Raw genomic sequence first — 21,616 nt, 5'->3', positions numbered from 1 at the left:
CGAGGAGGACCGACGTGACGCGCTCGATCAGGGGATCCCGGCGGGCGGCCCTGTTGCTGTCCGGGATTGCGGCGGCCAGTCTGCTGACGTCCGGCTGCGGCACCGGTCAGATCGCCGAGACCGCCACCAAGGAGGCGTCGGTCCAGGGCGTCAGCCTCACCACCAACAACGGATCCTTCTCCGTGCGTGGCCTGCTCGTGGACTACCCGGGCACCGAGGGCTACAAGACCGGCCAGGACGCGGGGCTCAGCGCCGTGATCTACAACGACTCCAAGGAGACGGTGACGGTCACCGTCACCACGGAGAGCGCCCGCGAGGTCGTGATCAGCGGCGGCTCGGCGAGCCCGTCGCCGTCCGCCTCGGAGTCCGCCTCCATGAGCCCGTCGCCGTCCGGTTCGGCCAGCCCGTCGAACTCGACGTCCGGTTCGCCGAGCCCGTCGGTGACGCCCTCCGAGACCGGATCGTCGTCGGCCACCCCGTCCGCCCCGGAGTCGGCGCGGGCGTCCGGTTCGGCCAGCCCCTCCGCCCCCGGCCAGCCGGCTCGGATCGAGCTGGCGCCGTTGAGCTACGTCCAGTTCAACTCCGAGGCCACCACGCAGCTCCGGCTGATCGGCCTGACCGAGGCGCTGCGCTCCGGCCAGAACGTCGTCGTGACCTTCGACTTCGGCAACGGCAACACCGTCACCGGGCAGGCGCCGGTCGCCGTGCCGCTCACCCCGGCGGCCCCTCCGTCGCCGATCATCGAGCGCGAGGGTGGCTACGAGGGCAACGAGGGCGGCACGACCCACGAGTGACCCGACCCGCACATCGACAAACGCCCCGGCGTGGTGACCACCACGCCGGGGTGTTTTCGTCGTACGCGAGGGCTAGCGTCCTGATGTGACCACCTCCCGATCGACCCCTCCGCGTGGCGGCACGGCCGGTGCCGCCCGTGGTCGGTCCGCCGCCCGCGATCCGCGTCCGGCCTACCAGTGCGACGCCTGCGGGCACCAGCCGCCCAAGTGGGTGGGGCGCTGCCCGGAATGCGGCGAGTGGGGGGCGGTGGTCGAGCACACGGTGACCGGCCCGACCGTCTCCGGTCGGGTGGTCAGCTCCCGGATGCCGTCCGAGCCGGCCCGACCGATCGCCACCATCAGCGCCGCTCCGGCCCGCGCCGTGCCCACCGGGGTGAGCGAGCTCGACCGGGTGCTCGGCGGCGGCCTGGTCCCCGGTGCCGTGGTGTTGCTCGCCGGCGAGCCCGGCGTGGGCAAGTCGACCCTCCTGCTGGATGTGGCGCAGCATTGGGCGATCGGCGCCGGCAGCCCCTCGCTGGTGGTCAGCGGCGAAGAATCGGTCAGTCAGGTGCGCCTGCGCGCCGAGCGGATGGGCACGCTGCACGAGCAGCTCTACCTCGCCGCGGAGAGCGACCTCGCCTCGGTGCTCGGTCACCTCGACGCGGTCAAGCCGGGCCTGTTGGTGCTCGACTCGGTGCAGACCATCTCGACCACCGGCACCGAGGGGGTGCCCGGTGGAGTGACCCAGGTCCGCGCGGTCACCGCCGCGCTGGTCTCGGTCGCCAAGGAGCGGGGCATCGCCACAGTGCTGGTCGGGCACGTCACCAAGGACGGCCAGGTGGCCGGGCCTCGGGTGCTGGAGCACCTGGTCGATGTGGTGCTGCACTTCGAGGGCGACAAGCACTCGTCGCTGCGCCTGGTGCGCGGCGTGAAGAACAGGTTCGGCGCGGCCGACGAGGTCGGCTGCTTCGAGATGCACGAGGGCGGCATCAGCAGCCTGGCCGACCCGTCCGGGCTGTTCCTGACCCGCTACGCGGAACCGGTCCCGGGCACCTGCGTGACGGTGGCCATGGAGGGGCGGCGGGCCCTGGTCACCGAGGTGCAGGCGTTGATCGGCGCGACAGTGGCGGGTTCTCCCCGACGCACCGTTTCCGGCCTCGATTCGGCGCGACTGGCGATGGTGCTCGCGGTGCTGCAACGGCGCACCGAGCGGCTGACCCTGCACGACCGGGAGGTCTTCGCTGCCACCGTGGGCGGGATCCGGGTGGTGGAGCCGGCCGCCGACCTGGCGGTGGCTCTGGCGGTCGCCTCCGGCGGGCTCAACCTGGCGATCGCGCCGCACCTGGTGGCGATCGGTGAGGTGGGGCTGACCGGCGAGGTGCGCCGGGTCGGGGCGGTGCCGCGCCGGCTGGCCGAGGCCGCCCGACTGGGGTTCAAGGTAGCCCTGGTGCCGCCCGGTTGCGGCCCGGCCAGCACCGGCGCGGGCCCCGAGCAGATGCGGGTGACCGAGGTCACCGACGTCCGTTCGGCGCTGCACCATGCTGCCCGCGCGTCCGCCGAGTGACCCACCGTGCCGACGAGGGCGGCCAAACCGGACAGCACGTCCCAAGCGGGAAACGTTGGAAAGGGCGGCATCGTGACACATCACAGTAACCACGACAGCACCCACCGCACGGCAGTCCGTAGACTGTGCCCGTGCCGATCGACCGCGATACCACCAAGCCAGCCGGCGCGCCGCCCCAGGCCCGCACCGGCGCCGTGGGCTCGCCCGCCCGCCCGATCAGCGTGAGCGTGACTGCGGGAGCCGCCGGGAGCGCCGGAGATCCGCTACGCGCCAATCTCGCCCTGATGGCCCCGGGCACCGCCCTGCGCGACGGTCTGGAGCGCATCCTGCGGGGTCGCACGGGCGCGCTCATCGTGCTCGGCTACGACAAGGTGGTCGAGGGCCTCTGCACCGGCGGCTTCCCACTGGACGTGGAGTTCTCCGCGACCCGCGTGCGCGAGTTGTGCAAGATGGACGGCGCTGTCGTGCTGTCCAGCGACGGCACCAGGATCGTCCGGGCGGCAGTGCATCTGATGCCCGACCCGTCCATCCCGACCGAAGAGTCCGGCACCCGGCACCGCACCGCCGAGCGGGTGGCCCGCCAGACCGGCTATCCGGTCATTTCGGTTAGCCAGTCCATGCGGATCATCAGCCTCTACGTCAACGGCCAACGGCACGTGCTCGACGACTCGGCGGCCATCCTCTCCCGCGCCAACCAGGCGCTCGCGACCCTGGAGCGCTACAAGCTCCGGCTGGACGAGGTCTCCGGCACGCTCTCCGCCTTGGAGATCGAGGATCTGGTCACCGTGCGGGACGCGGTGGCAGTGGTGCAGCGACTGGAGATGGTTCGCCGGATCGCCGACGAGATCGCCGGTTACGTGGTGGAGCTGGGCACTGACGGTCGCCTGCTCGCCCTGCAACTCGACGAGCTGATGGCCGGCGTGGACGCCGACCGCACGCTGGTCATCCGGGACTACCTCCCCGTCGGCCGCAAGTCGCGCACCCTGGACGAGGCTCTTGTCGAGCTGGATCTGCTCGGTGCCACCGAGCTGATCGACCTGGTGTCGGTGGCCAAGGCGATCGGCTACCCGGCCGCGTCCGACGCGCTCGACGCCGCGGTCAGCCCGCGCGGCTTCCGGCTGCTGGCCAAGGTGCCCCGGCTGCCGGTGGCGGTGGTCGATCGCCTGGTGCTGCACTTCGGCAGCCTCCAGCGTCTGCTCGGCGCGACAGTGGAGGACCTGCAAGCCGTCGAAGGGGTCGGTGACGCGCGGGCCCGCGGCGTTCGTGAAGGGCTGTCCCGGCTGGCCGAGGCATCCATCCTGGAACGCTACGTCTGACCCGGCTCAGCCGGTGACGGTGAGCTTCACCGGGTCGCTGAGCTTCGTGCCGACCCGAGCGAACACCTGGTACGCCCCGACCGGCGGGAACGGCCCGCCGGCCAACGCGCCGTCGCAGCGGCTGGTGTCCCGCCCGTTCCACGGCACCTGGTAGGAGCGCTCGATGTTCGGCGTGAAGGACACGACGTCCGAGCCCTGGACCTTGCCGCAGGTGTCCGACGACCAGATTTTCTCGGCACCGGACTTGATGAAGATCTCCTGGACGTCCGCACCCACGTTGCGACTGCAGGTCCGATCCGACGTGTTCTTGATCTTCAGTTGCAGCTGGACCACCGCGCCCCGCTGCACCGAGGTCGGGCTCGCCGACGAGACCACGCTGATCTCCTCATCGGTGCAGGTGCCGTCGTCCTCCGAACCGGCCGCCGCGCCCAGCGGCGGTGTGTTGCTGGTGATCGCCGGACTCGGGCTCGTCGCACCCGAATCAGCGGACGCGGACGACGACGGACCGCCGGTCTGAGGTGTCAGCACCGGCCCGGCGGGACCAGACGTCGCCGCGGACGTCGCCGACGGCGAACCGCCCGCCTTCGGCTCCTTGTCGCCGGAACGACCCGAACCGGTGCAGGAGTAGAGCAGGACAATCAGGAACAGGAACCCCGCTCCGAGTACGACGGCGCGACGCCGCCAGTACACGGCGGGTGGCAGGGGGCCGACCGTCAGACGCATGATGCCCTCCACCGTAGCCGCGCCGTACCCGGCAGTGCGGCGCGACGCGCCGGAGCCGCTCCGGGGCGCTCACACCACCCTCCATTGAGGACGGTCCGGCACCCGATCACAGGTAGACCTTGCGCTGATAGACCGCGTGCGCGCCGGCCACCCGGTCCAGGAAGAGTAGCCCCGCGCAGTGGTCGATCTCGTGCTGCAACGCCCGAGCCTCGAAGCCGTCGGTCACCAGCCGCACCGGCTCGCCGCTGCCCGGCAGGTCACCCTCCACCACCAGCCGGCTGGCCCGCTTCACGTCCCCGGTCAGGTCCGGCACCGACATGCAGCCCTCCCGGCCCGGCTTCCACCGCGTCGCCTCGACCACGCGCGCGTTGCACAACACGAAGGTGCCGTGCACCGTCACCGCCTTCGGGTGCCCGGTCACGTCGACGGCGAACACCCGCGCACCCACCCCGACCTGCGGCGCGGCCAGCCCGACGCAGCCCGGCGACACCTTCATAGTGGCTATCAGGTCGGCCGCGAGTTGGACCGTCTCCTTCGCCGTGGGGTCGACCTCGTCCGCGGCCCGACTCAGCACCGGATGCGGGGCGGACACCACCGCCCGTACCTCGCCCGGCACGTCCAGCGACTCCGGTGTCCAGTCCCCCAGGCCGACCTCCGGCCCGCGCTCCACGCCGCTCACAACAGATCCGGATCCGCTGGCCGGAGGGTGACCTCCACGCCCAGCTCGGCAGCCGTCCGGTGCAGCCGGTCGAGCACAGCGTCCGCCACACCGGCAGGCAACTCGACCTCCGCCAGGACCACGTAGAGCGCACCGGTCAACCGGGTACTCAGGTCGGTGACATTCCCCCCGGCATCCACCAGCACCCGCGTCATCGCCGCGACGATCCCCATCCGGTCCGAACCATGCACCGCCATCACGTACGGCTCACCCACCGGAGGCACATCGCCGTCCGGGGTGACGGCGCGTACCGTCGCCAGCAGCTGACCCTCGGCGGCCAGCGACGCCAGCGCGGCCTCGACCTCGGCGGCCGCCGGGCCGGTGCAGATGAGGGTCATCGCGAAATGCCCCCGCAGCCGCGTCATCGTGCTGTCGGTGAGGTTTGCGCCCAGTCGGGCCAGCACCTCCGCGACGTCGGCCACGATGCCCGGCCGGTCCCGACCGATGACGGTGATCGCGAGCTCGTTCATCCGCGCATTCTCCCCCGTCCGCCGAACGAGGACGTGGCACCCCGCCCGAGCCGCCCACCCAACGGGAACGCCGGGCGTGACATCATCGACGACGCCATGACTCAACCCGACTTCGCCTCCCTGGTCAGCCGGTGGTTCCAGCAGCACGCCCGTGACCTGCCATGGCGCGAGCCCGGCGTCACCCCGTGGGCCATCCTGGTCAGCGAGGTCATGCTCCAGCAGACACCCGTGATCCGGGTGGTGCCGGCCTGGCAGGCATGGCTGGCCCGCTGGCCGGAGCCGGCCGCGTTGGCGGCGGACACCCCAGCCGAGGCGATCCGGATGTGGGGACGCCTCGGCTACCCCCGTCGGGCGGTCCGGCTACGCGAATGCGCCGTCGCGATCGTCGACCGGCACGGCGGCCAGGTGCCGGACCGGCTGGAGCAACTGCTCGCACTGCCCGGCGTCGGCACGTACACCGCCCGGGCGGTGGCCGCCTTCGCGTACGGGCAGCGGCACCCGGTCGTCGACACCAACGTACGCCGGGTCGTGTGCCGGGCGGTGGCCGGCGAACCGGACGCCGGGCCCGTCACCCGACCAGCGGACCTCGTCGCCACCGAAGAACTGCTTCCGACCGAACCGGCCGCAGCAGCACTGGCCAGCGCAGCGTTCATGGAACTCGGCGCGGTGATCTGCACAGCTCGGTCACCGCGCTGCACCGCCTGCCCCGTCGAGTCGGTCTGCGCCTGGCGGGCGTCCGGCCAGGAGGCGCCGGCCGGGCCGACCCGCCGACCCCAGCGGTACGCGGGCACCGACCGACAGGTCCGCGGTCTGTTGCTCGGAGTGCTCAGGGACAGCACCGGGCCGGTCCCGCACCAGCGCTTGGACCAGGTCTGGACCGACGATGTGCAACGCGCCCGCGCCCTCGCCGGGCTGGTGCAGGACGGGCTGGTCGAACCCGCCGGCACCGACTCCTTCCGCCTGGTCGGTGACGGCCCGTCCCTGCCAACCGTGGACCTCACCACCTGACCCGCCCACCCTCCGCGCCGGCCCCAAAGGCCGGCATCCGCACGCCCGCACGCTGCTACGTCCGCGCGCCCTCCGCACGCCCACACGCTGCTACGTCCGCGCGCCCACAGGCCGCCCTCCGCACGCCCGCGCAGCCGCCGCACGCCCGCGCAGCCGCCGCACGTCTGCGCGCCGCGCACCGGACCCACGCCGAACGCCCGAACGCGGCGCGCGAAGGCCGGCAATCGGCGCCTTCCACCCTCAAGATCGTGCTCGATCCTGGATGTAGTGGTGTCGGGCGGGCCGGATGCCACCACATCCAGGATGTTGCGCGATTTGCGGCCGAGGCCTCCACGGGGAGCGAGGCCGCCGGCAAGCTCACCACCCTGCCCCACAACATCAGGGAAAGTGCTGTCTCCGGACGCCGCGAGGCAGCACTTTCCCTGATGTTGTGGGGATCTTGCCGCGCACGCAGCGTGAGAGCGCCCGCATGCGGGTGGGGTGCGTCGGGCAAGTGCGACGCAGGGGCTGGCCGGGAGGGCACGAGCCGGGGCGGCGGCGGGGTGATGTGAGGGGGACGCAGAAAGACGGGGCCCCGGTGGCTTGCGCCACCGGGGCCCCGCCCCTTGCTGGTTGTGTTACTCGTCCACGCCTGCGGCGGCGGTGCCAGCGGCAGTGCCACCAAGATCGGCCGGGACGGCGTCCGGAACTTCGACCGGCTTGTCCGAGCCCCGGAAGACGAGCTTGGACTTGTCGATGTCGTCCGGGTCGCCCTCGCAGTCCACCACGACGATCTGACCCGGGGTCAGCTCGTTGAACAGGATCCGCTCGGAGAGGTTGTCCTCGATGTCGCGCTGGATCGTGCGACGAAGCGGACGGGCACCGAGCACCGGGTCGAAGCCCTTCGCGGCCAGGTACTTCTTGGCGTTGTCGGTCAGCTCCAGACCCATGTCCTTGTTCCGCAGCTGGCCCTCGATCCGCTGGATCATGATGTCCACGATCGAGAGGATCTCGGTCTGGCGCAGCTGGTGGAAGACGATGGTGTCGTCGATCCGGTTGAGGAACTCAGGCCGGAAGTGCTGCTTGAGCTCGTCGTTGACCTTCTGCTTCATCCGGTCGTAGTTGGACTCGGAGTCCTCCGACTGCTGGAAGCCCAGCGACACCGCCTTGGCGACATCACGGGTGCCCAGGTTGGTGGTCAGGATGATGACCGTGTTCTTGAAGTCCACGATCCGACCCTGACCGTCGGTGAGCCGACCGTCTTCGAGGATCTGCAGGAGCGTGTTGAACACGTCCGGGTGGGCCTTCTCGATCTCGTCGAAGAGGACCACCGAGAACGGCCGACGCCGCACCTTCTCGGTCAGCTGCCCGCCCTCGTCGTAGCCGACGTAGCCGGGAGGGGCACCCACGAGCCGGGAGACCGTGTAACGGTCGTGGAACTCGGACATGTCCAGCTGGATGAGGGCGTCCTCGCTGCCGAAGAGGAACTCGGCGAGCGCCTTGGACAGCTCGGTCTTACCGACACCGGACGGGCCGGCGAAGATGAACGAGCCCGACGGACGCTTCGGGTCCTTCAGGCCGGCCCGGGTACGCCGGATCGCCTTCGAGACCGCCTTGACCGCGTCCTCCTGGCCGATGACGCGCTTGTGCAGCTCGTCCTCCATGCGCAGCAGGCGCGAGGTCTCCTCCTCGGTCAGCTTGTAGACCGGGATGCCGGTCCAGTTGCCGAGCACCTCGGCGATCTGCTCGTCGTCAACCTCGCTGACGACGTCCAGGTCACCGGCCTTCCACTCCTTCTCCCGCTGAGCCTTCTGGCCGAGGAGCTGCTTCTCCTTGTCGCGCAGCTGGGCGGCGCGCTCAAAGTCCTGCGCGTCGATCGCCGACTCCTTGTCGCGACGCACCTGGGCGATGCGCTCGTCGAAGTCACGCAGGTCTGGCGGCGCGGTCATCCGACGGATCCGCATCCGGGCACCGGCCTCGTCGATCAGGTCGATCGCCTTGTCCGGGAGGAAGCGGTCGGAGATGTACCGGTCGGCCAGGGTCGCGGCAGCCACGAGAGCTGCGTCGGTGATGCTCACGCGGTGGTGAGCCTCGTAGCGGTCCCGCAGGCCCTTGAGGATCTCGATGGTGTGGGCCAGCGACGGCTCACCCACCTGGATCGGCTGGAAGCGGCGCTCAAGAGCGGCGTCCTTCTCCAGGTGCTTGCGGTACTCGTCGAGCGTGGTGGCACCGATGGTCTGCAGCTCACCACGGGCCAGCATCGGCTTGAGGATGCTCGCGGCGTCGATCGCGCCCTCGGCGGCACCCGCACCCACCAGGGTGTGGATCTCGTCGATGAACAGGATGATGTCGCCGCGGGTGCGGATCTCCTTGAGCACCTTCTTGAGGCGCTCCTCGAAGTCACCGCGGTAGCGGGAACCGGCGACGAGCGCGCCCAGGTCGAGCGTGTAGAGCTGCTTGTCCTTGAGGGTCTCGGGCACCTCGCCCTTGATGATCTTCTGGGACAGGCCCTCCACCACGGCGGTCTTGCCGACGCCGGGCTCACCGATCAGGACCGGGTTGTTCTTGGTACGGCGGGAGAGCACCTGCATGACCCGCTCGATTTCCTTCTCGCGCCCGATGACCGGGTCGAGCTTGCCCTCGCGGGCGGCCTGAGTCAGGTTGCGGCCGAACTGGTCCAGCACCAGGCTGGTCGACGGCGCGGCCTCACCCGGCGCGGCGCCCGCCGCGGCAGGCTCCTTGCCCTGGTAGCCGGAGAGCAGCTGGATCACCTGCTGGCGGACCCGGTTGAGGTCGGCGCCGAGCTTGACCAGCACCTGGGCGGCGACGCCCTCGCCCTCACGGATCAGCCCGAGCAGGATGTGCTCAGTGCCGATGTAGTTGTGGCCGAGCTGCAGCGCCTCGCGCAGCGACAGCTCCAGCACCTTCTTGGCCCGCGGCGTGAACGGGATGTGCCCGCTCGGCGCCTGCTGGCCCTGGCCGATGATCTCCTCGACCTGCTGACGGACGCCCTCCAGGGAGATGCCGAGGCTCTCCAGGGCCTTTGCCGCGACGCCTTCACCTTCGTGGATCAGGCCCAGCAGGATGTGTTCCGTACCGATGTAGTTGTGGTTGAGCATCCGGGCCTCTTCTTGGGCCAGGACGACAACCCGTCGCGCTCGGTCGGTGAACCGCTCGAACATGCCCTCGTGCTCCTCACGTGCCGTGCGCCTTGATGGTCAAGATCTTGGCGGGGCCGGTGCACGAACGTCCAGGACGGGCGTCCGTGCCTCCTTACTCTATCGTCGCTGACCGACTCAGCTGAGGTCGTGTGTCTCTGCTCTGGGTCGGTTGCACGTCGTTTTGAACAACCGTCCGCGCTCAGGAGGTGTTCCGGTAGCCCTGTCGCTACGCGCAGAGCGAAATCCGACTGGCTCGACGGAAGCCCGATCCGGGGTCCGGAAGCGCTCCGGGAGGCCCTGGAGGGCGGACCGGCGGTCGCGACGAGTGCCGCGCCGGGCCCCTGGGGGAGGTTGTCCACAGGCTGTGGATAGCTGTTCCACTGGTTGTGGACAACGCCGGTGGGCCCGGAATGCTTCCCGGCCCCGAAGGGGCACGACGACGCCGCCCGAACGGGGCACGGCGAGGCCTCCCGGATACGGCGACGCCGGCCCGGAGAACTCCTCCGGCCCGGCGTCGGTGTCGCCTGCGGTGGCGGCTGGCCACCAAGCTGCTGACGGATCAGCGCTTCGCGTGGAACTCGTCCACGATCTCCTGCGGGATTCGACCCCGGTCCGAGATGTCCTTGCCGGCCTTCTTGGCCCACTCCCGGATCGCCTTGTTCTGTTCCCGATCGGCGGTCGCGCCACCCCGACCGCGGGCAGCCCGCCCACCGATCACGACACCGCCCCGGCCGACCTTGGTGCCGGCACCCACGTACGACGCAAATGCATCGCGCAATTTCGCGGCGTTGGCGCTCGACAGGTCGATCTCGTACTGAACGCCGTCGAGGGCGAACTTGACGGTCTCGTCCGCGTCCCCGCCGTCCAGGTCATCGACCAGCTTGTGAATGATCTGCTTGGCCACGTCCCACATTCCTTTCGAGCAGGGTGCTCCTGCTAACGAGAGCACAATAACCCGCGCGCCGCTCGTCGCGTCAATAGGATCCGGTTACGGCTCGGCGTACGCCCGGAGGGGACTACTCCTGGCGGACCAACGGGAAGAGGATCGTTTCCCGAATTCCGAGGCCGGTCAGGGCCATCAAGAGCCGGTCGATTCCCATTCCCATACCGCCGGCCGGCGGCATTCCATACTCCATCGCCCGAAGAAAGTCCTCGTCGAGACGCATCGCCTCGTCGTCGCCACGGGCGGCCAACTGCGCCTGGGCGACCAGCCGTTCCCGCTGCACGATCGGGTCGACCAGCTCGGAGTACGCCGTGCCCAGCTCGAAGCCGAGCACGTAGAGGTCCCACTTCTCGGCCAGCCCCGGCTCGCTGCGGTGGGCCCGGGTGAGCGGGCTGGTCTCCTCCGGGTAGTCCCGTACGAAGGTGGGTGCCTCCAGGCCGGGAACGACCAGTTCCTCGAACAACTCCTCGGCCAGCTTGCCCGGGCCCCACTTCGGGTCCACTGCCAATCCGACCTTGTCCGCGTACTCCACCAGGCGGGTGCGTTCGGTGCGGACCGTGACCTCCTCGCCCAGCGCTTCGGAAAGCACACCGAACAACGTCACGGACCGCCACTCGCCGCCCAGGTCGAACTCGCGCCCGTCGGCGTGGGTCACCACCGGCGAGCCGCTCACCGCGATCGCCGCCTGTTGCACGAGATTGCGGGTCAACTCGGCCATCGTGTCGTAGTCGCCGTACGCCTGGTACGTCTCCAGCATCGCGAACTCCGGCGAGTGCGAAGAGTCGACACCCTCATTACGGAAGTTGCGGTTGATCTCGAAGACGCGGTCGACGCCGCCGACCACAGCGCGCTTGAGAAACAGTTCCGGAGCGATTCGCAGATACAGATCGGTGTTCAACGCATTGCTGTGGGTCACGAACGGTCGAGCCGCCGCGCCGCCATGCAGCAGTTGCAACATCGGCGTTTCCACCTCGATGAAGCCCTGCCCGTGCAGTGAATCCCGCAGACTGCGTACCGCGGCGGCCCGGGTGCGCACCATCTCCCGTGCCTGTGGCCGGACAATCAGGTCGACGTAACGCTGCCGGACGCGCGCCTCCTCGGAGAGGGGCTTGTGGGCCACCGGCAACGGTCGCAGCGCCTTGGCGGTCATCTCCCATTGCTGGGCCAGCACCGACAGCTCACCCCGACGGCTGGTGATCACCTCACCGGTGACGCCGACGTGGTCGCCGAGGTCGACGAGGCGCTTCCACGCCTCCAGCCGCTCCGGCCCGACCCGGTCCAGGGAGAGCATCGCCTGCAACTCGGTGCCGTCGCCGTCCCGCAGGGTCGCGAAGCAGAGCTTGCCCGTGTTGCGTACGAAGATCACCCGGCCGGTGACCGCGACCTGGTCGCCGGTCGCGGTGTCGGTGGGCAGGTCGGCGTAGGCCGCCCGGACCTGCGCCAGGGTGGTGGTGCGGGGAAAGCCGACCGGGTAGGGCTCGACGCCCTCGGCGAGCATCCGGTCCCGCTTCTCCCGGCGGACCTTCATCTGCTCGGGAAGGTCATCGGCGGGGTCCACTGGCACGGGGTTCTGCTCGGTCACGGCACGCTTCCTCGTCACGGAGATACAGGGGGTCAGGCCCGAGCGTACTCAAGCGGTCCGGAGGGCGTTACGGGATAACCTGCCCGTCATGGTCGATCACACTCACGCCCTGTCTTTCGGTGCCGCTGCGAGTGATTACGACCGGTTTCGACCACGTTATCCCGAGGCTGCGGTCCTCTGGGCACTCGACGGGCTGAGCGAAGCCGGGGTGGTCGATCTCGCGGCGGGTACCGGCATCCTGACCCGTGCCGTACTGGCTCTGGGCCACGAGGTCGTACCGGTCGAGCCCGATCCGGGGATGCGGGCGCAACTCGCTGCCAGCACCCCGGACACGACGGCACTGGCGGGCAGCGCCGAGTCCATGCCGCTGCCCGACTCGGCGGTGGACGCGGTGCTGGTCGGGACGGCGTACCACTGGTTCGACCGGGAGCCCGCGCACGCCGAGATCGCCCGGGTGCTCCGCCCCGGCGGCACCTTCGCCCCCATCTGGAACATCCGGGACGGCAGCGTCGACTGGGTGGCCGAGCTGGGTCGCATCGCCCACTTCGGTGACAAGTCGACCAGCCAGGTCTTCGGCGAGCGCCCCGACTTCGGCCCCGCGTTCGACGCCGTCGAGAAGCGCGAGTTCACGCACCGCACCACGCTCACGCCGGACGAGCTGCTCGGCATGGTCCGCACCCGCTCGTACTGGCTGACCGCCTCCACCGACGATCAGCGACGGGTCGAGCGGGAACTGACCGAACTCCTGAACACCCACCCCGCCCTGACTGGTCGGGACACCATCGAGCTGCCGTACCGAACGCTGGTGCTGCGCGCCCGGCGGCGCTGACGCCCGCACGGGGCCGGCGCCCGACGGCGGCCGGGGTCACAGGTTGCGGTCGTACACCATCCGCAGGCCGATCAGCGTGATCATCGGCTCGTGGTGGGTGATGCTGCGACACTCGTTGATCACCAGGGAGGCGAGGCCGCCGGTGGCGATCACCGCCCGCACCTCGCCCAACTCCTCGGTCATCCGCTCCACGATCCGGTCCACCTGCCCGGCGAAGCCGAAGTACAGGCCGGCCTGGAGGCACTCCACGGTGTTCTTGCCGATCACCGAGCGGGGCTTGGTGGCCTCGACCTTGCGCAGCTGCGCGGCCCGGGCGGCCAGCGCGTCGAAGGAGATCTCGATGCCCGGGGCGAACGCGCCGCCGAGGAACTCACCGCGTTCGCTGATCACGTCGAAGTTGGTGGTGGTGCCGAAGTCCACGACGATCGACGGACCGCCGTAGAGGGTGTACGCGGCCAGGGTGTTCACCACCCGGTCGGCGCCGACCTCCTTCGGGTTGTCGATCGCCAACTGCACCCCGGTCCGCACGCCCGGCTCGACCACGACGCTCGGCAGGTCGGCGTAGTAACGGCTGAGCATGGTGCGCAGCGACCGCAGCGCGGCCGGCACCGTGGAGCAGGCGGCCACACCGGTGATCTCGACGTTGTCCCCGGCGAGCAGACCCCGGAACATCAGGCCCAGCTCGTCCGCCGTCGAGCGGGCATCGGTCTTGATCCGCCAGGAGTGCACCAGCTTGTCGCCGTCGAAGGTCGCCAGCACGGTGTTGGTGTTTCCGATGTCGATGCAGAGCAGCACGCACGCAGCCTAGACAACTAGTCGGCGCGCAGGTCCAGCGCGATGTCCAGGATCGGCGACGAGTGCGTCAGCGCGCCCACCGAGAGGAAGTCCACGCCGGTGGCCGCGTACCGGCCGGCCACCTCCAGGGTCAGCCCGCCGGTCGCCTCCAGCTCCGCCCGGTCACCCACCGCGGCCACCGCCTCGGCCAGCACCTCCGGCGACATGTTGTCGCAGAGCAGGAAGTCCGCCCCGGCCTCCACCGCCTCCACCGCCTCGTCGACTCCTGTCACCTCGACCTGCACCGGCACCTCCGGGAACGCCTCCCGGACCCGCCGATAGGCCGCAGTGATGCTCCCGGCCGCCAGCTTGTGGTTGTCCTTGATCATGGCCACGTCGTAGAGGCCCATCCGCTTGTTGGTGCCGCCGCCGACCCGCACCGCGTACTTCTCCAGCGCCCGCAGGCCCGGCGTCGTCTTGCGGGTGTCCAGCACCATCGCCTTCGAGCCGGCCAGCGCGTCCGCCCAGGCGCGGGTGTGGGTGGCCACCCCGGACATCCGGCAGAGCAGGTTGAGTGCCGTCCGCTCGGCCGTCAGCAGCAGCCGGGTCGGGCCGGTCACCGTCGCCAGCACGTCGCCCCGGGCCACCCGCTCGCCGTCGCGGGCCAGCACCGACACCTCGACGGTACGACCGAAGCCAGTCACCTCGCCCACCAGCTCGAACACGGCGGCAGCCACCGCCATCCCGGCCAACACCCCGTCTGCGCGGGCCACCAGGTCGGCGGTGTCGGTCTGTTCCGCCGGAATGGTGGCCACGCTTGTGACGTCAAGGAAATCCGGGCCCAGATCCTCGACCAGCGCGCCCTCGATCACCTGCCGTACGTGCGCCGGCTCCAATCCAGCCGCCCGCAACGCCGTCTCCGTCGACTCGATCACGAGTTCCCCTCCCACTGTTGCGTCACCCGGCCCTGCGCCCCGACGGCCCCGACCAGATGGCCCAGCCACCGTTCGTCGGCCGTCGGGAAGTCCTCCCGCCAGTGGCAGCCCCGGGTCTCACCACGGGCGTACGCGGCGGCAACCAGCGTCGATGCCACGGTGAGCAGATTCGTCGCCTCCCAGTCGGCGGTCCGCGGCCGGCCCCGGGCAACGCCCAGCTCGGTCAACGTCCCGGCCGTCCCGGCCAGCGTCGCCGCGGATCGGAGCACCCCGGCCCCGCGGGTCATCGCCCGTTGCAGGGTCGGCGTCACCTCCGCGGGCAGCACCCAGCCCGTCCCGCCACGCCAGGCGCCGGTCTCCGCCGGCTGGGCCTGCTCGGGCAGGCCGGCCGCGATGTCCTCGGCGATCCGCCGGGAGAAGACCAGACCCTCCAGCAGCGAGTTGCTGGCCAGCCGGTTCGCGCCGTGCACGCCCGTGCAGGCCACCTCGCCGCAGGCGTACAGGCCGGGGATGGAGGTGCGGCCGCGCAGATCGGTGCGGACCCCGCCGGAGGCGTAGTGGGCGGCCGGCGCCACCGGGATCAGATCGGTCGCCGGGTCCACGCCGATCGCCAGACAGGACGCCACGATGGTGGGGAACCGACCGGCCAGGAAATCGCCGCCCAGGTGCCGTGCGTCGAGGAAGACGTGGTCCGCGCCGGTGGCCAGCAGCACCCGGTGGATGCCCTTGGCCACCACGTCCCGGGGTGCCAGCTCGGCCAACTCGTGCTGGCCCACCATGAACCTCTTGCCGTCCGCGTCCACCAGGTACGCGCCCTCGCCCCGCAACGCCTCCGAGACCAGCGGCTGCTGCGCGTGCCCCGCCCCCGGCACCCCCGCGCCGGCCGGGGTGATCAGTGCGGTCGGGTGGAACTGGACGAACTCCACGTCGGTCACGGCCGCGCCGGCCCGCAGCGCCAGCGCCACCCCGTCCCCGGTGGAGACCGCCGGGTTGGTGGTGGCCGAGAAGATCTGCCCCATGCCGCCGGTGGCGAGTACCACGGCACGGGCCAGCAGCGCGCCGACGCCGTCCTCGCTGCCCTCACCCAACACGTGCAGTGTGATCCCGCAGGCCGCCCCGAGCCCGTCCGGGCCGTCGCCGGGCGCGCGCAGGAGATCCAGCACGAGGGCGTGCTCGACCAGCCGGATCCACGGGTCGCGCTGCACCGCGGCGTGCAGGGCCCGCTGCACCTCCGCGCCGGTGGCGTCGCCGCCAGCGTGCACGATCCGGTCCGCCCGGTGCCCGCCCTCGCGGGTCAGCATCAGCGAGCCGTCCGGGTGACGATCGAACTCGGCGCCGATCCGGATCAGCTCACGGAGCCGGGTCGGGCCCTCCTCGACCAGCACCCGGACCGCCGCCGGGTCGCACAGCCCGACCCCGGCGACCTCGGTGTCCCGGGCATGCGCCGCCGGGGTGTCGGCCGGGTCGAGCACGGCGGCGATGCCGCCCTGCGCCCACCGGGTCGATCCGTCGTCAATGTTGACCTTGGTGACCACCGTGACGTGCAGACCGGCCTCACGCAGGTGCAGCGCCGCGGTCAACCCGGCCACGCCGGAACCCACGACGATCACGTCGGTGGTCTCCACCCAGCCGGGCGCGGGCGCGGCCAGCAGCGCGGGCAGGGTAGGCAGGTCGACGGTCGGGAGGTCCATCCCCCCAGTCAACCCGAACCATCCTCGCCCGGGGCGGCGGGGGCGCGACGAGTGTTTTGGGCGACCCCGTCCGGCGCGCGCCGCGCCGCGTCGACCGTCGGGCCGTGGTCACTTCGTCCGGACCGGTAGACCGGCCTGGCCCGCGCCCTTCAGCGAGGCGGTCACCGTACGGTCGCTGACCCACAGATAGCAGCGGACGCCCCGATCACCGACCTTCCAGCGCCCCGCCCCCGGCGGGCGGACCACCACACCGCTGCGGAAGCGCAGCTTGGCATCGTCCGGTACGCCCGCGTACCGGGCCAGGACGCTGCGACAACCCGTGTAGAGCGGCAACCAGTCGGCGTCCCGGGTCGGGTACGCCAGGTCCGGTGCGCGCCACACCCCGACGAACTCGGCGTCGTGCTGTTTGCCGCACTCCACCGGGATCAGCGTCTGCACACCCCGGCCGGCGCCACCGCGAGTCTGCTGGCAACCGAGGCGCAGCCCGGTGGGCCCCTTCAACGCGTCCCGCAGACTGCCCGACCGGACCACCACTGTGGCCGCCGCCTCGACAGTGTTCAGCTCGGTGAGGTCGCAGCGGAACCACCGGGAACCCGCCGCCCACCCCGGCCCGTTGGGCAGCGCCACGGACAGCCGCAGCCGGCCGGACCGCCAGTCGTCACCCACGTAGCCGGTCGCCCGGGTGTCGCACTCGGCGAACGCGCCACGCAGCTCGGCCGAACCACCCGCCGGAGCAGCCGTCCGCTCGGCCGGAAAGGCCCCGACGTGCACGGTCTCCAGGCGGTGCGGCCCGGCGCAGTCCACCGGCTCATAGCTGGCCAGGCTGACCAGATCGGTGAAGTCGGCGGCGTGACACACACCGGCGGCCGGGGTGAACGCCGACGGCGCCGGCAACGCCGCCCAGTCGTCGGTCAGATCACCGTCCAGGCCGCCGGACCCGGCACAGCCCACCAGCAGCACTGCCGTCACGGCAGCGGCGAACAGGGTCGTCATGGCACGGCTCATCGCGGCCTCCCCCAGCCACCGACCGGCTTCCGCCAGCGTGCCCAGGGTAACCGGAAATGACCTTCTGGTGACAGACCGGAATCGCGGTACGCGGGATCAGACTCCGGACACGGCCAACGGGCTGGGCACCGGGTTCCCGGCAGTGCCGGGTGCCGCCGCAGCCGGGTCGGCACCCAACTCGATCACCCGGTTGTCGGCGTCGACGTGCACGACCCGTGGCCGGTACGACCGTGCCTCGGCGTCGTCCATCTGCCCGTACGAGATCAGGATGACCAGATCACCGGGGTGCACCAGGTGCGCGGCGGCGCCGTTGATGCCGATCACGCCGCTGCCCCGCTCGCCCGGGATCACGTACGTCTCCAGCCGGGCGCCATTGGTGATGTCCACGATCGCCACCTGCTCGCCGGGGAGCAGGTCGGCGGCGTCGAGCAGATCCTCGTCCACCGTCACCGAACCGACGTAGTGCAGGTCGGCCTGGGTCACCGTGGCTCGGTGGATCTTCGACTTGAGCATGGTCCGCAACATCGGAGTGGCCTTTCGCGGTATCGGTGGAGGGTGGTACGGCCGGGTCAGGGACGCGGGGCGAGGTGGATCGCCGCGTTGTCGATCAACCGGGTGGCGCCCACCCAGGCGGCGATCACCAGCCGAGCCGGCCCGGCCACCGGCCCCGGTTCCAACTCGGGATCGGTGAGCACCAGGTAGTCGAGGCGGGCACCGGGCGTACCGGCGCCGAACGCGGCGTGCGCGGCGGTCAGCACCGCCCCCGCGTCCAGGCCGTCGTCGGCGGCTTGCGCGCCGGCTCGCAGCGCGGCGGACAGACTCAGCGCGGCGGCGCGCTCCGGCTCGCTCAGGTAACGGTTGCGGCTGGAGAGGGCCAGCCCGTCCGGCTCCCGGACGGTCGGCACGCCGACCACCTCGACCGGCACGTCCAGGTCGCGGGTCATCCGCCGGACCAGGGTGAGCTGCTGGTAGTCCTTCTCGCCGAAGAACGCCAGGTCCGGCTGGGTGAGCTGGAGCAGCTTCAGCACCACGGTGAGTACGCCGTGGAAGAAGCCGGGGCGGCTCGCCCCCTCCAGCTCGGCGCCGAGCGGGCCCGGATCGAGGCGTACGCGAGGCTGACCGTCCGGGTACATGTCCGCCACCGACGGGGCGAAGACCAGATCGGCGCCCGCCCGCCGGCACACCTCCAGGTCGGCGTCGAGGGTGCGCGGGTAGCGGTCGAAGTCCTCGTTCGGCCCGAACTGCAACGGGTTCACGAAGACCGTAACCAGCACGTGGTCGGCCTGTTCCCGGGCCGCGCGCAACAGCGTCTCGTGCCCGGAGTGCAGCGCGCCCATGGTCATCACCACCCCGACCGTGCCCTTCAGCCCGGCCCGGGCCTCCGCCAACTCGGCGCGCGTGTGCACCACCCGGGTCATGCGGCCACCTCCCGACCGCTGTCGGCCAGTACGCCGAGCAGCGACTGTGCGTCCACCGGCCGCAGTCGGCCGGCCGCGATCGCCCGGTCGGCGGTACGACGGGCCAGCGCCAGGTACGCGGGGACGGACTCCGGTGCGGTGGCCGCCAACCGGGCCAGGTGCCGCTGCACGGTGCCCGCGTCACCGCGGGAGACCGGGCCGGTCAACGCGTCGTCGCCGAGCCGCAGCGCGTTCTCCAGGGCGGCCCGCAGCAGCGGGGCGAGGACCTTCTCCGGCCGGGACACCCCGGCGTCCCGCAACCGGTCGGTCGCCTCGTTGACCAGGGTCACCAGGTGGTTCGCGCCGTGGGCCAGCGCGGCGTGGTAGAGCGGACGATCCGACTCGGCCACCCACTCGGGCACGCCACCCAGGTCGGCGACCAGCCGGGCAGCCAGCGGGCGCAACTCCGCCGGGGCGGTCACCCCGTACGAGATGCCGTCCAGCCGGGCCAGGTCGTCCGGCGTACCGGTGAAGGTCATCGCGGGGTGCAGTGCGAGCGGCCGGGCGCCGACCGCGACGGCCGGCTCCAGCACGGCCAGGCCGTGGGCTCCCGAGGTGTGCGCGACGATCTGGCCCGGATGCAGCGCGCCCTGCTCGGCGAGGTCGGTCACCACACCGGCCAGCCTGTCGTCCGGTGCCGCGATCAGCAGCAGGTCGGCGGCGGCGTGGGCCACGGCGGCGACCGGGCGGCGGGGCACCTCGGGCAACAGCAGGGCGAGGCGGGCGCGGCTGGCTCCGGAGCTGCCGGAGACGGCGACCACCCGGTGCCCGGCGGCGGCGAGCGCGGCGCCCAGCACGGCACCGACCCGACCGGCGCCAACGACACCGACGGTGAGCAGACGGGAGGTGGCGCGGGCGCCGGGAACGGCGCTATCCCACGAGGCGGCGGGCCCGGATGGGCCGGCCGGACGCGGGCGCAACGGTGCGCTCATGACGACGATCCAGTCCTCGAGAAGGGGTACCGGTCGATCGCAAGTATGCGCCGGGGCTACCGAACCCGGACAAGCATGTGTGAAAACCTTCACCACCGATGAGACGGCACGTCCGAGTCGCCTGCGGGTCAGGGCGTTGGGGCCGACGTGATGGCGCGCAACTCGGCGGCCACCTCCGCGATCAGGTCGCTGAGCGGGGCGTCGCTGTCGGGCGCGACCCAGCGGGCGTACGCGACCCGGAAGACTGTGGCACCCGACTCGGTGGCCAGGGCGGCCGTGGTCTCGTCGAGGCCCCTGGCCCGCAGGGCGGCGGTGACCGCGGCCGCCAGTGAGCCAGTCTTGCGCAGCTCGCGCTCCTGTAGTTCCGGGCTGCTCTCGATGATGGACTGCCGCGCCCGGACCAGTTCGAGACGGTCTGCGAAGAGCTCCTCCGCCACCCGGCGGAAGGCGGCGACGACCGCCTCGAAGGGGCCGGCGTCAGATTCGGTCACCGCCCGGACCAGGACCTCCTCCACGCGCCCACTGCCGCTGAAGAGCGCCTCCCGCTTGTCCCCGAAGAGCCGGTAGAAGGTGCGTTTGTCGAGGCCGGCACGGGCGGCGATGTCGGCGACGGTGGTCTGTTCGAAGCCGCGCTCGCGGAACAGCTCGAAGGCGGCCGCCTCCAGGCGGCCGCGCGCGTCCGGTTGCCAGCGGGCCATGCGGCGATGGTAGCCGACGTCACACTGCGACATTAATTCCGCGAGCATGTCGCGGTGTGACATCACGCGAGGTACGGTGATGTCGCAAGGTGACATCGGTACTCACGAAGGAACCACAATGCGCGTATTCGTCACAGGCGCCTCCGGTCATCTCGGCTCCGCGGTCGTCCCGGAACTGCTCTCCGCCGGACACGAGGTCATCGGCCTCGCCCGTTCCGACACGTCCGCCACCGCCATCGAGAAGCTCGGCGCTCAGGCACACCGCGGGGACCTGTCCGACCTCGACGTGCTCCGGGAAGAGGCGGCCGCCTCCGACGGGGTGATCCACCTGGCGTTCCGCCACGACCTCATGGTCGACGGCGACCTGGCCGGCGCCGCCAAGGCCGACCTGGACGCCCTCACGGCACTCGCCGACGGCCTGGCCGGCTCCGGCAAGCCCCTGGTCGGCACCGGCGGGACGGCAATGCTCGTGATGGGTGGCATCGTCGGCCGCCCCGGCACCGAACACGACACCTTCCCCGGCGGCGGTTACCGGATCGACGCGGAGAACTTCGTGGCCGGCCTCGCCTCCCGCGGTGTGCGCTCCTCCATCGTCCGGCTCGCGCCCACCGTGCACAGCTCACTCGACCACTACGGCTTCATCACCGCCATCATCGCCGCGGCCCGCCGGAAGGGGCACGCCGCCTACGTCGGCGAGGGCACCAACCGGTGGCCTGCCGTCCACACGCTCGACGCGGCCGTGCTCTACCGACTCGCCCTCGAGAAGGCCCCCGCCGGTACGCGTCTGCACGGAGCTGCCGACGAAGGCGTCCCCTTCCAGCAGATCGCGTCAGCCATCGGCCACAACCTCGGCATCCCGGTTCGGAGCATCAGCCCCGCCGAGGCCGACGACCACTTCGGCTTTCTCGGCTCGTTCGCACAGATGGACAACCCGACGTCGTCCGCCATCACCCGCGAACTGCTGGGCTGGACCCCCACCCACCCCGGCCTGATCGCCGACCTGCACGAAGGGCACTACTTCCAGGCCTGATCCACGAACGGCGGTCCTGACCGTAGGG

20 protein-coding genes are annotated in these 21,616 nt (G+C 71.3%); 6 read left to right on the top strand and 14 right to left on the bottom strand.

Going from position 1 to position 21,616, the window contains the following annotated elements:
- Positions 1-14 precede the first annotated feature (14 nt).
- The 3 genes from MED15_RS06395 (at position 15) to disA (ending at position 3,653) form a co-directional block, all read left to right on the top strand.
- Positions 15-794, top strand: coding sequence for a hypothetical protein (locus tag MED15_RS06395; protein WP_112735005.1), 780 nt, complete (start codon positions 15-17; stop codon positions 792-794).
- 85 nt (positions 795-879) lie between these two features.
- A complete protein-coding gene (gene radA / locus MED15_RS06390) occupies positions 880-2,337 on the top strand; it encodes a DNA repair protein RadA (RefSeq protein ID WP_091403173.1) in 1,458 nt (485 codons plus the stop codon).
- A gap of 131 nt (positions 2,338-2,468) precedes the next feature.
- Positions 2,469-3,653, top strand: coding sequence for a DNA integrity scanning diadenylate cyclase DisA (gene disA, locus MED15_RS06385; protein WP_030327921.1), 1,185 nt, complete (start codon positions 2,469-2,471; stop codon positions 3,651-3,653).
- Between the two features lie 6 nt (positions 3,654-3,659).
- Here the strand turns inward: disA and MED15_RS06380 are convergent, their stop codons facing one another.
- The 3 genes from MED15_RS06380 to MED15_RS06370 all read right to left on the bottom strand — a co-directional run bounded on the left by MED15_RS06380 (position 3,660) and on the right by MED15_RS06370 (position 5,564).
- Positions 3,660-4,376 carry a hypothetical protein gene (locus MED15_RS06380; RefSeq protein ID WP_112699310.1) on the bottom strand — a complete coding sequence of 239 codons (717 nt, stop codon included), beginning with the start codon at positions 4,374-4,376 and terminating at the stop codon, positions 3,660-3,662.
- A gap of 106 nt (positions 4,377-4,482) precedes the next feature.
- Positions 4,483-5,046, bottom strand: a complete 564-nt coding sequence (locus MED15_RS06375; RefSeq protein WP_112588179.1) for a peptide deformylase — start codon at positions 5,044-5,046, stop codon at positions 4,483-4,485.
- A gap of 5 nt (positions 5,047-5,051) precedes the next feature.
- A complete protein-coding gene (locus MED15_RS06370) occupies positions 5,052-5,564 on the bottom strand; it encodes a glycine cleavage system transcriptional repressor (protein ID WP_112588162.1) in 513 nt (170 codons plus the stop codon).
- Positions 5,565-5,660: 96 nt separating this feature from the next.
- Between MED15_RS06370 and MED15_RS06365 the strand changes: the two genes are divergently transcribed.
- Complete coding sequence (locus MED15_RS06365; RefSeq protein ID WP_112601574.1) at positions 5,661-6,572, top strand: HhH-GPD family protein; 912 nt, start codon at positions 5,661-5,663, stop codon at positions 6,570-6,572.
- Positions 6,573-7,189: 617 nt separating this feature from the next.
- Here the strand turns inward: MED15_RS06365 and MED15_RS06360 are convergent.
- From MED15_RS06360 to lysS, 3 genes are all read right to left on the bottom strand, one after another.
- Positions 7,190-9,733, bottom strand: a complete 2,544-nt coding sequence (locus tag MED15_RS06360; protein ID WP_030327930.1) for an ATP-dependent Clp protease ATP-binding subunit — start codon at positions 9,731-9,733, stop codon at positions 7,190-7,192.
- A gap of 538 nt (positions 9,734-10,271) precedes the next feature.
- The gene (locus MED15_RS06355) at positions 10,272-10,616 is read right to left on the bottom strand and encodes a histone-like nucleoid-structuring protein Lsr2 (protein WP_036392792.1); all 345 of its coding nucleotides are present in this window, start codon (positions 10,614-10,616) and stop codon (positions 10,272-10,274) included.
- A gap of 112 nt (positions 10,617-10,728) precedes the next feature.
- Positions 10,729-12,237 carry a lysine--tRNA ligase gene (gene lysS, locus MED15_RS06350; protein ID WP_112733703.1) on the bottom strand — a complete coding sequence of 503 codons (1,509 nt, stop codon included), beginning with the start codon at positions 12,235-12,237 and terminating at the stop codon, positions 10,729-10,731.
- 88 nt (positions 12,238-12,325) lie between these two features.
- Here lysS and MED15_RS06345 point away from each other — a divergent pair, with 88 nt between their 5' ends.
- Complete coding sequence (locus tag MED15_RS06345; protein ID WP_112735004.1) at positions 12,326-13,066, top strand: class I SAM-dependent methyltransferase; 741 nt, start codon at positions 12,326-12,328, stop codon at positions 13,064-13,066.
- A 36-nt stretch (positions 13,067-13,102) separates the two neighbouring features.
- Here MED15_RS06345 and MED15_RS06340 read toward each other — a convergent pair whose 3' ends face one another.
- From MED15_RS06340 to MED15_RS06305, 8 genes are all read right to left on the bottom strand, one after another.
- Positions 13,103-13,861, bottom strand: a complete 759-nt coding sequence (locus tag MED15_RS06340) for a type III pantothenate kinase (RefSeq protein WP_091403191.1) — start codon at positions 13,859-13,861, stop codon at positions 13,103-13,105.
- A 17-nt stretch (positions 13,862-13,878) separates the two neighbouring features.
- A complete protein-coding gene (gene nadC, locus MED15_RS06335; RefSeq protein WP_112582873.1) occupies positions 13,879-14,775 on the bottom strand; it encodes a carboxylating nicotinate-nucleotide diphosphorylase in 897 nt (298 codons plus the stop codon).
- Positions 14,772-16,466 carry an L-aspartate oxidase gene (locus MED15_RS06330; RefSeq protein ID WP_112601542.1) on the bottom strand — a complete coding sequence of 565 codons (1,695 nt, stop codon included), beginning with the start codon at positions 16,464-16,466 and terminating at the stop codon, positions 14,772-14,774. Before MED15_RS06330 ends, nadC begins: the two co-directional genes overlap by 4 nt.
- A 108-nt stretch (positions 16,467-16,574) precedes the next feature.
- Positions 16,575-17,471 carry a septum formation family protein gene (locus tag MED15_RS06325; RefSeq protein ID WP_112735003.1) on the bottom strand — a complete coding sequence of 299 codons (897 nt, stop codon included), beginning with the start codon at positions 17,469-17,471 and terminating at the stop codon, positions 16,575-16,577.
- A gap of 96 nt (positions 17,472-17,567) precedes the next feature.
- Positions 17,568-17,996 (bottom strand): aspartate 1-decarboxylase, encoded by a 429-nt coding sequence (gene panD / locus MED15_RS06320; RefSeq protein ID WP_030327945.1) that lies wholly within the window; start codon positions 17,994-17,996, stop codon positions 17,568-17,570.
- A gap of 44 nt (positions 17,997-18,040) precedes the next feature.
- A complete protein-coding gene (panC, locus tag MED15_RS06315) occupies positions 18,041-18,889 on the bottom strand; it encodes a pantoate--beta-alanine ligase (protein WP_112735002.1) in 849 nt (282 codons plus the stop codon).
- Complete coding sequence (locus tag MED15_RS06310; RefSeq protein WP_112735001.1) at positions 18,886-19,860, bottom strand: Rossmann-like and DUF2520 domain-containing protein; 975 nt, start codon at positions 19,858-19,860, stop codon at positions 18,886-18,888. Before MED15_RS06310 ends, panC begins: the two co-directional genes overlap by 4 nt.
- A gap of 128 nt (positions 19,861-19,988) precedes the next feature.
- A complete protein-coding gene (locus tag MED15_RS06305; RefSeq protein ID WP_112735000.1) occupies positions 19,989-20,558 on the bottom strand; it encodes a TetR family transcriptional regulator in 570 nt (189 codons plus the stop codon).
- A 118-nt stretch (positions 20,559-20,676) separates the two neighbouring features.
- On the opposite strand from MED15_RS06305, the gene MED15_RS06300 reads away from it, so the two are divergent.
- Positions 20,677-21,588 (top strand): SDR family oxidoreductase, encoded by a 912-nt coding sequence (locus MED15_RS06300; RefSeq protein ID WP_112734999.1) that lies wholly within the window; start codon positions 20,677-20,679, stop codon positions 21,586-21,588.
- Positions 21,589-21,616 lie beyond the last annotated feature (28 nt).

Source organism: Micromonospora noduli (assembly GCF_003264475.1).
Taxonomy (GTDB): domain Bacteria; phylum Actinomycetota; class Actinomycetes; order Mycobacteriales; family Micromonosporaceae; genus Micromonospora; species Micromonospora noduli.
This window is presented reverse-complemented; position numbering and strand designations above follow the sequence as displayed.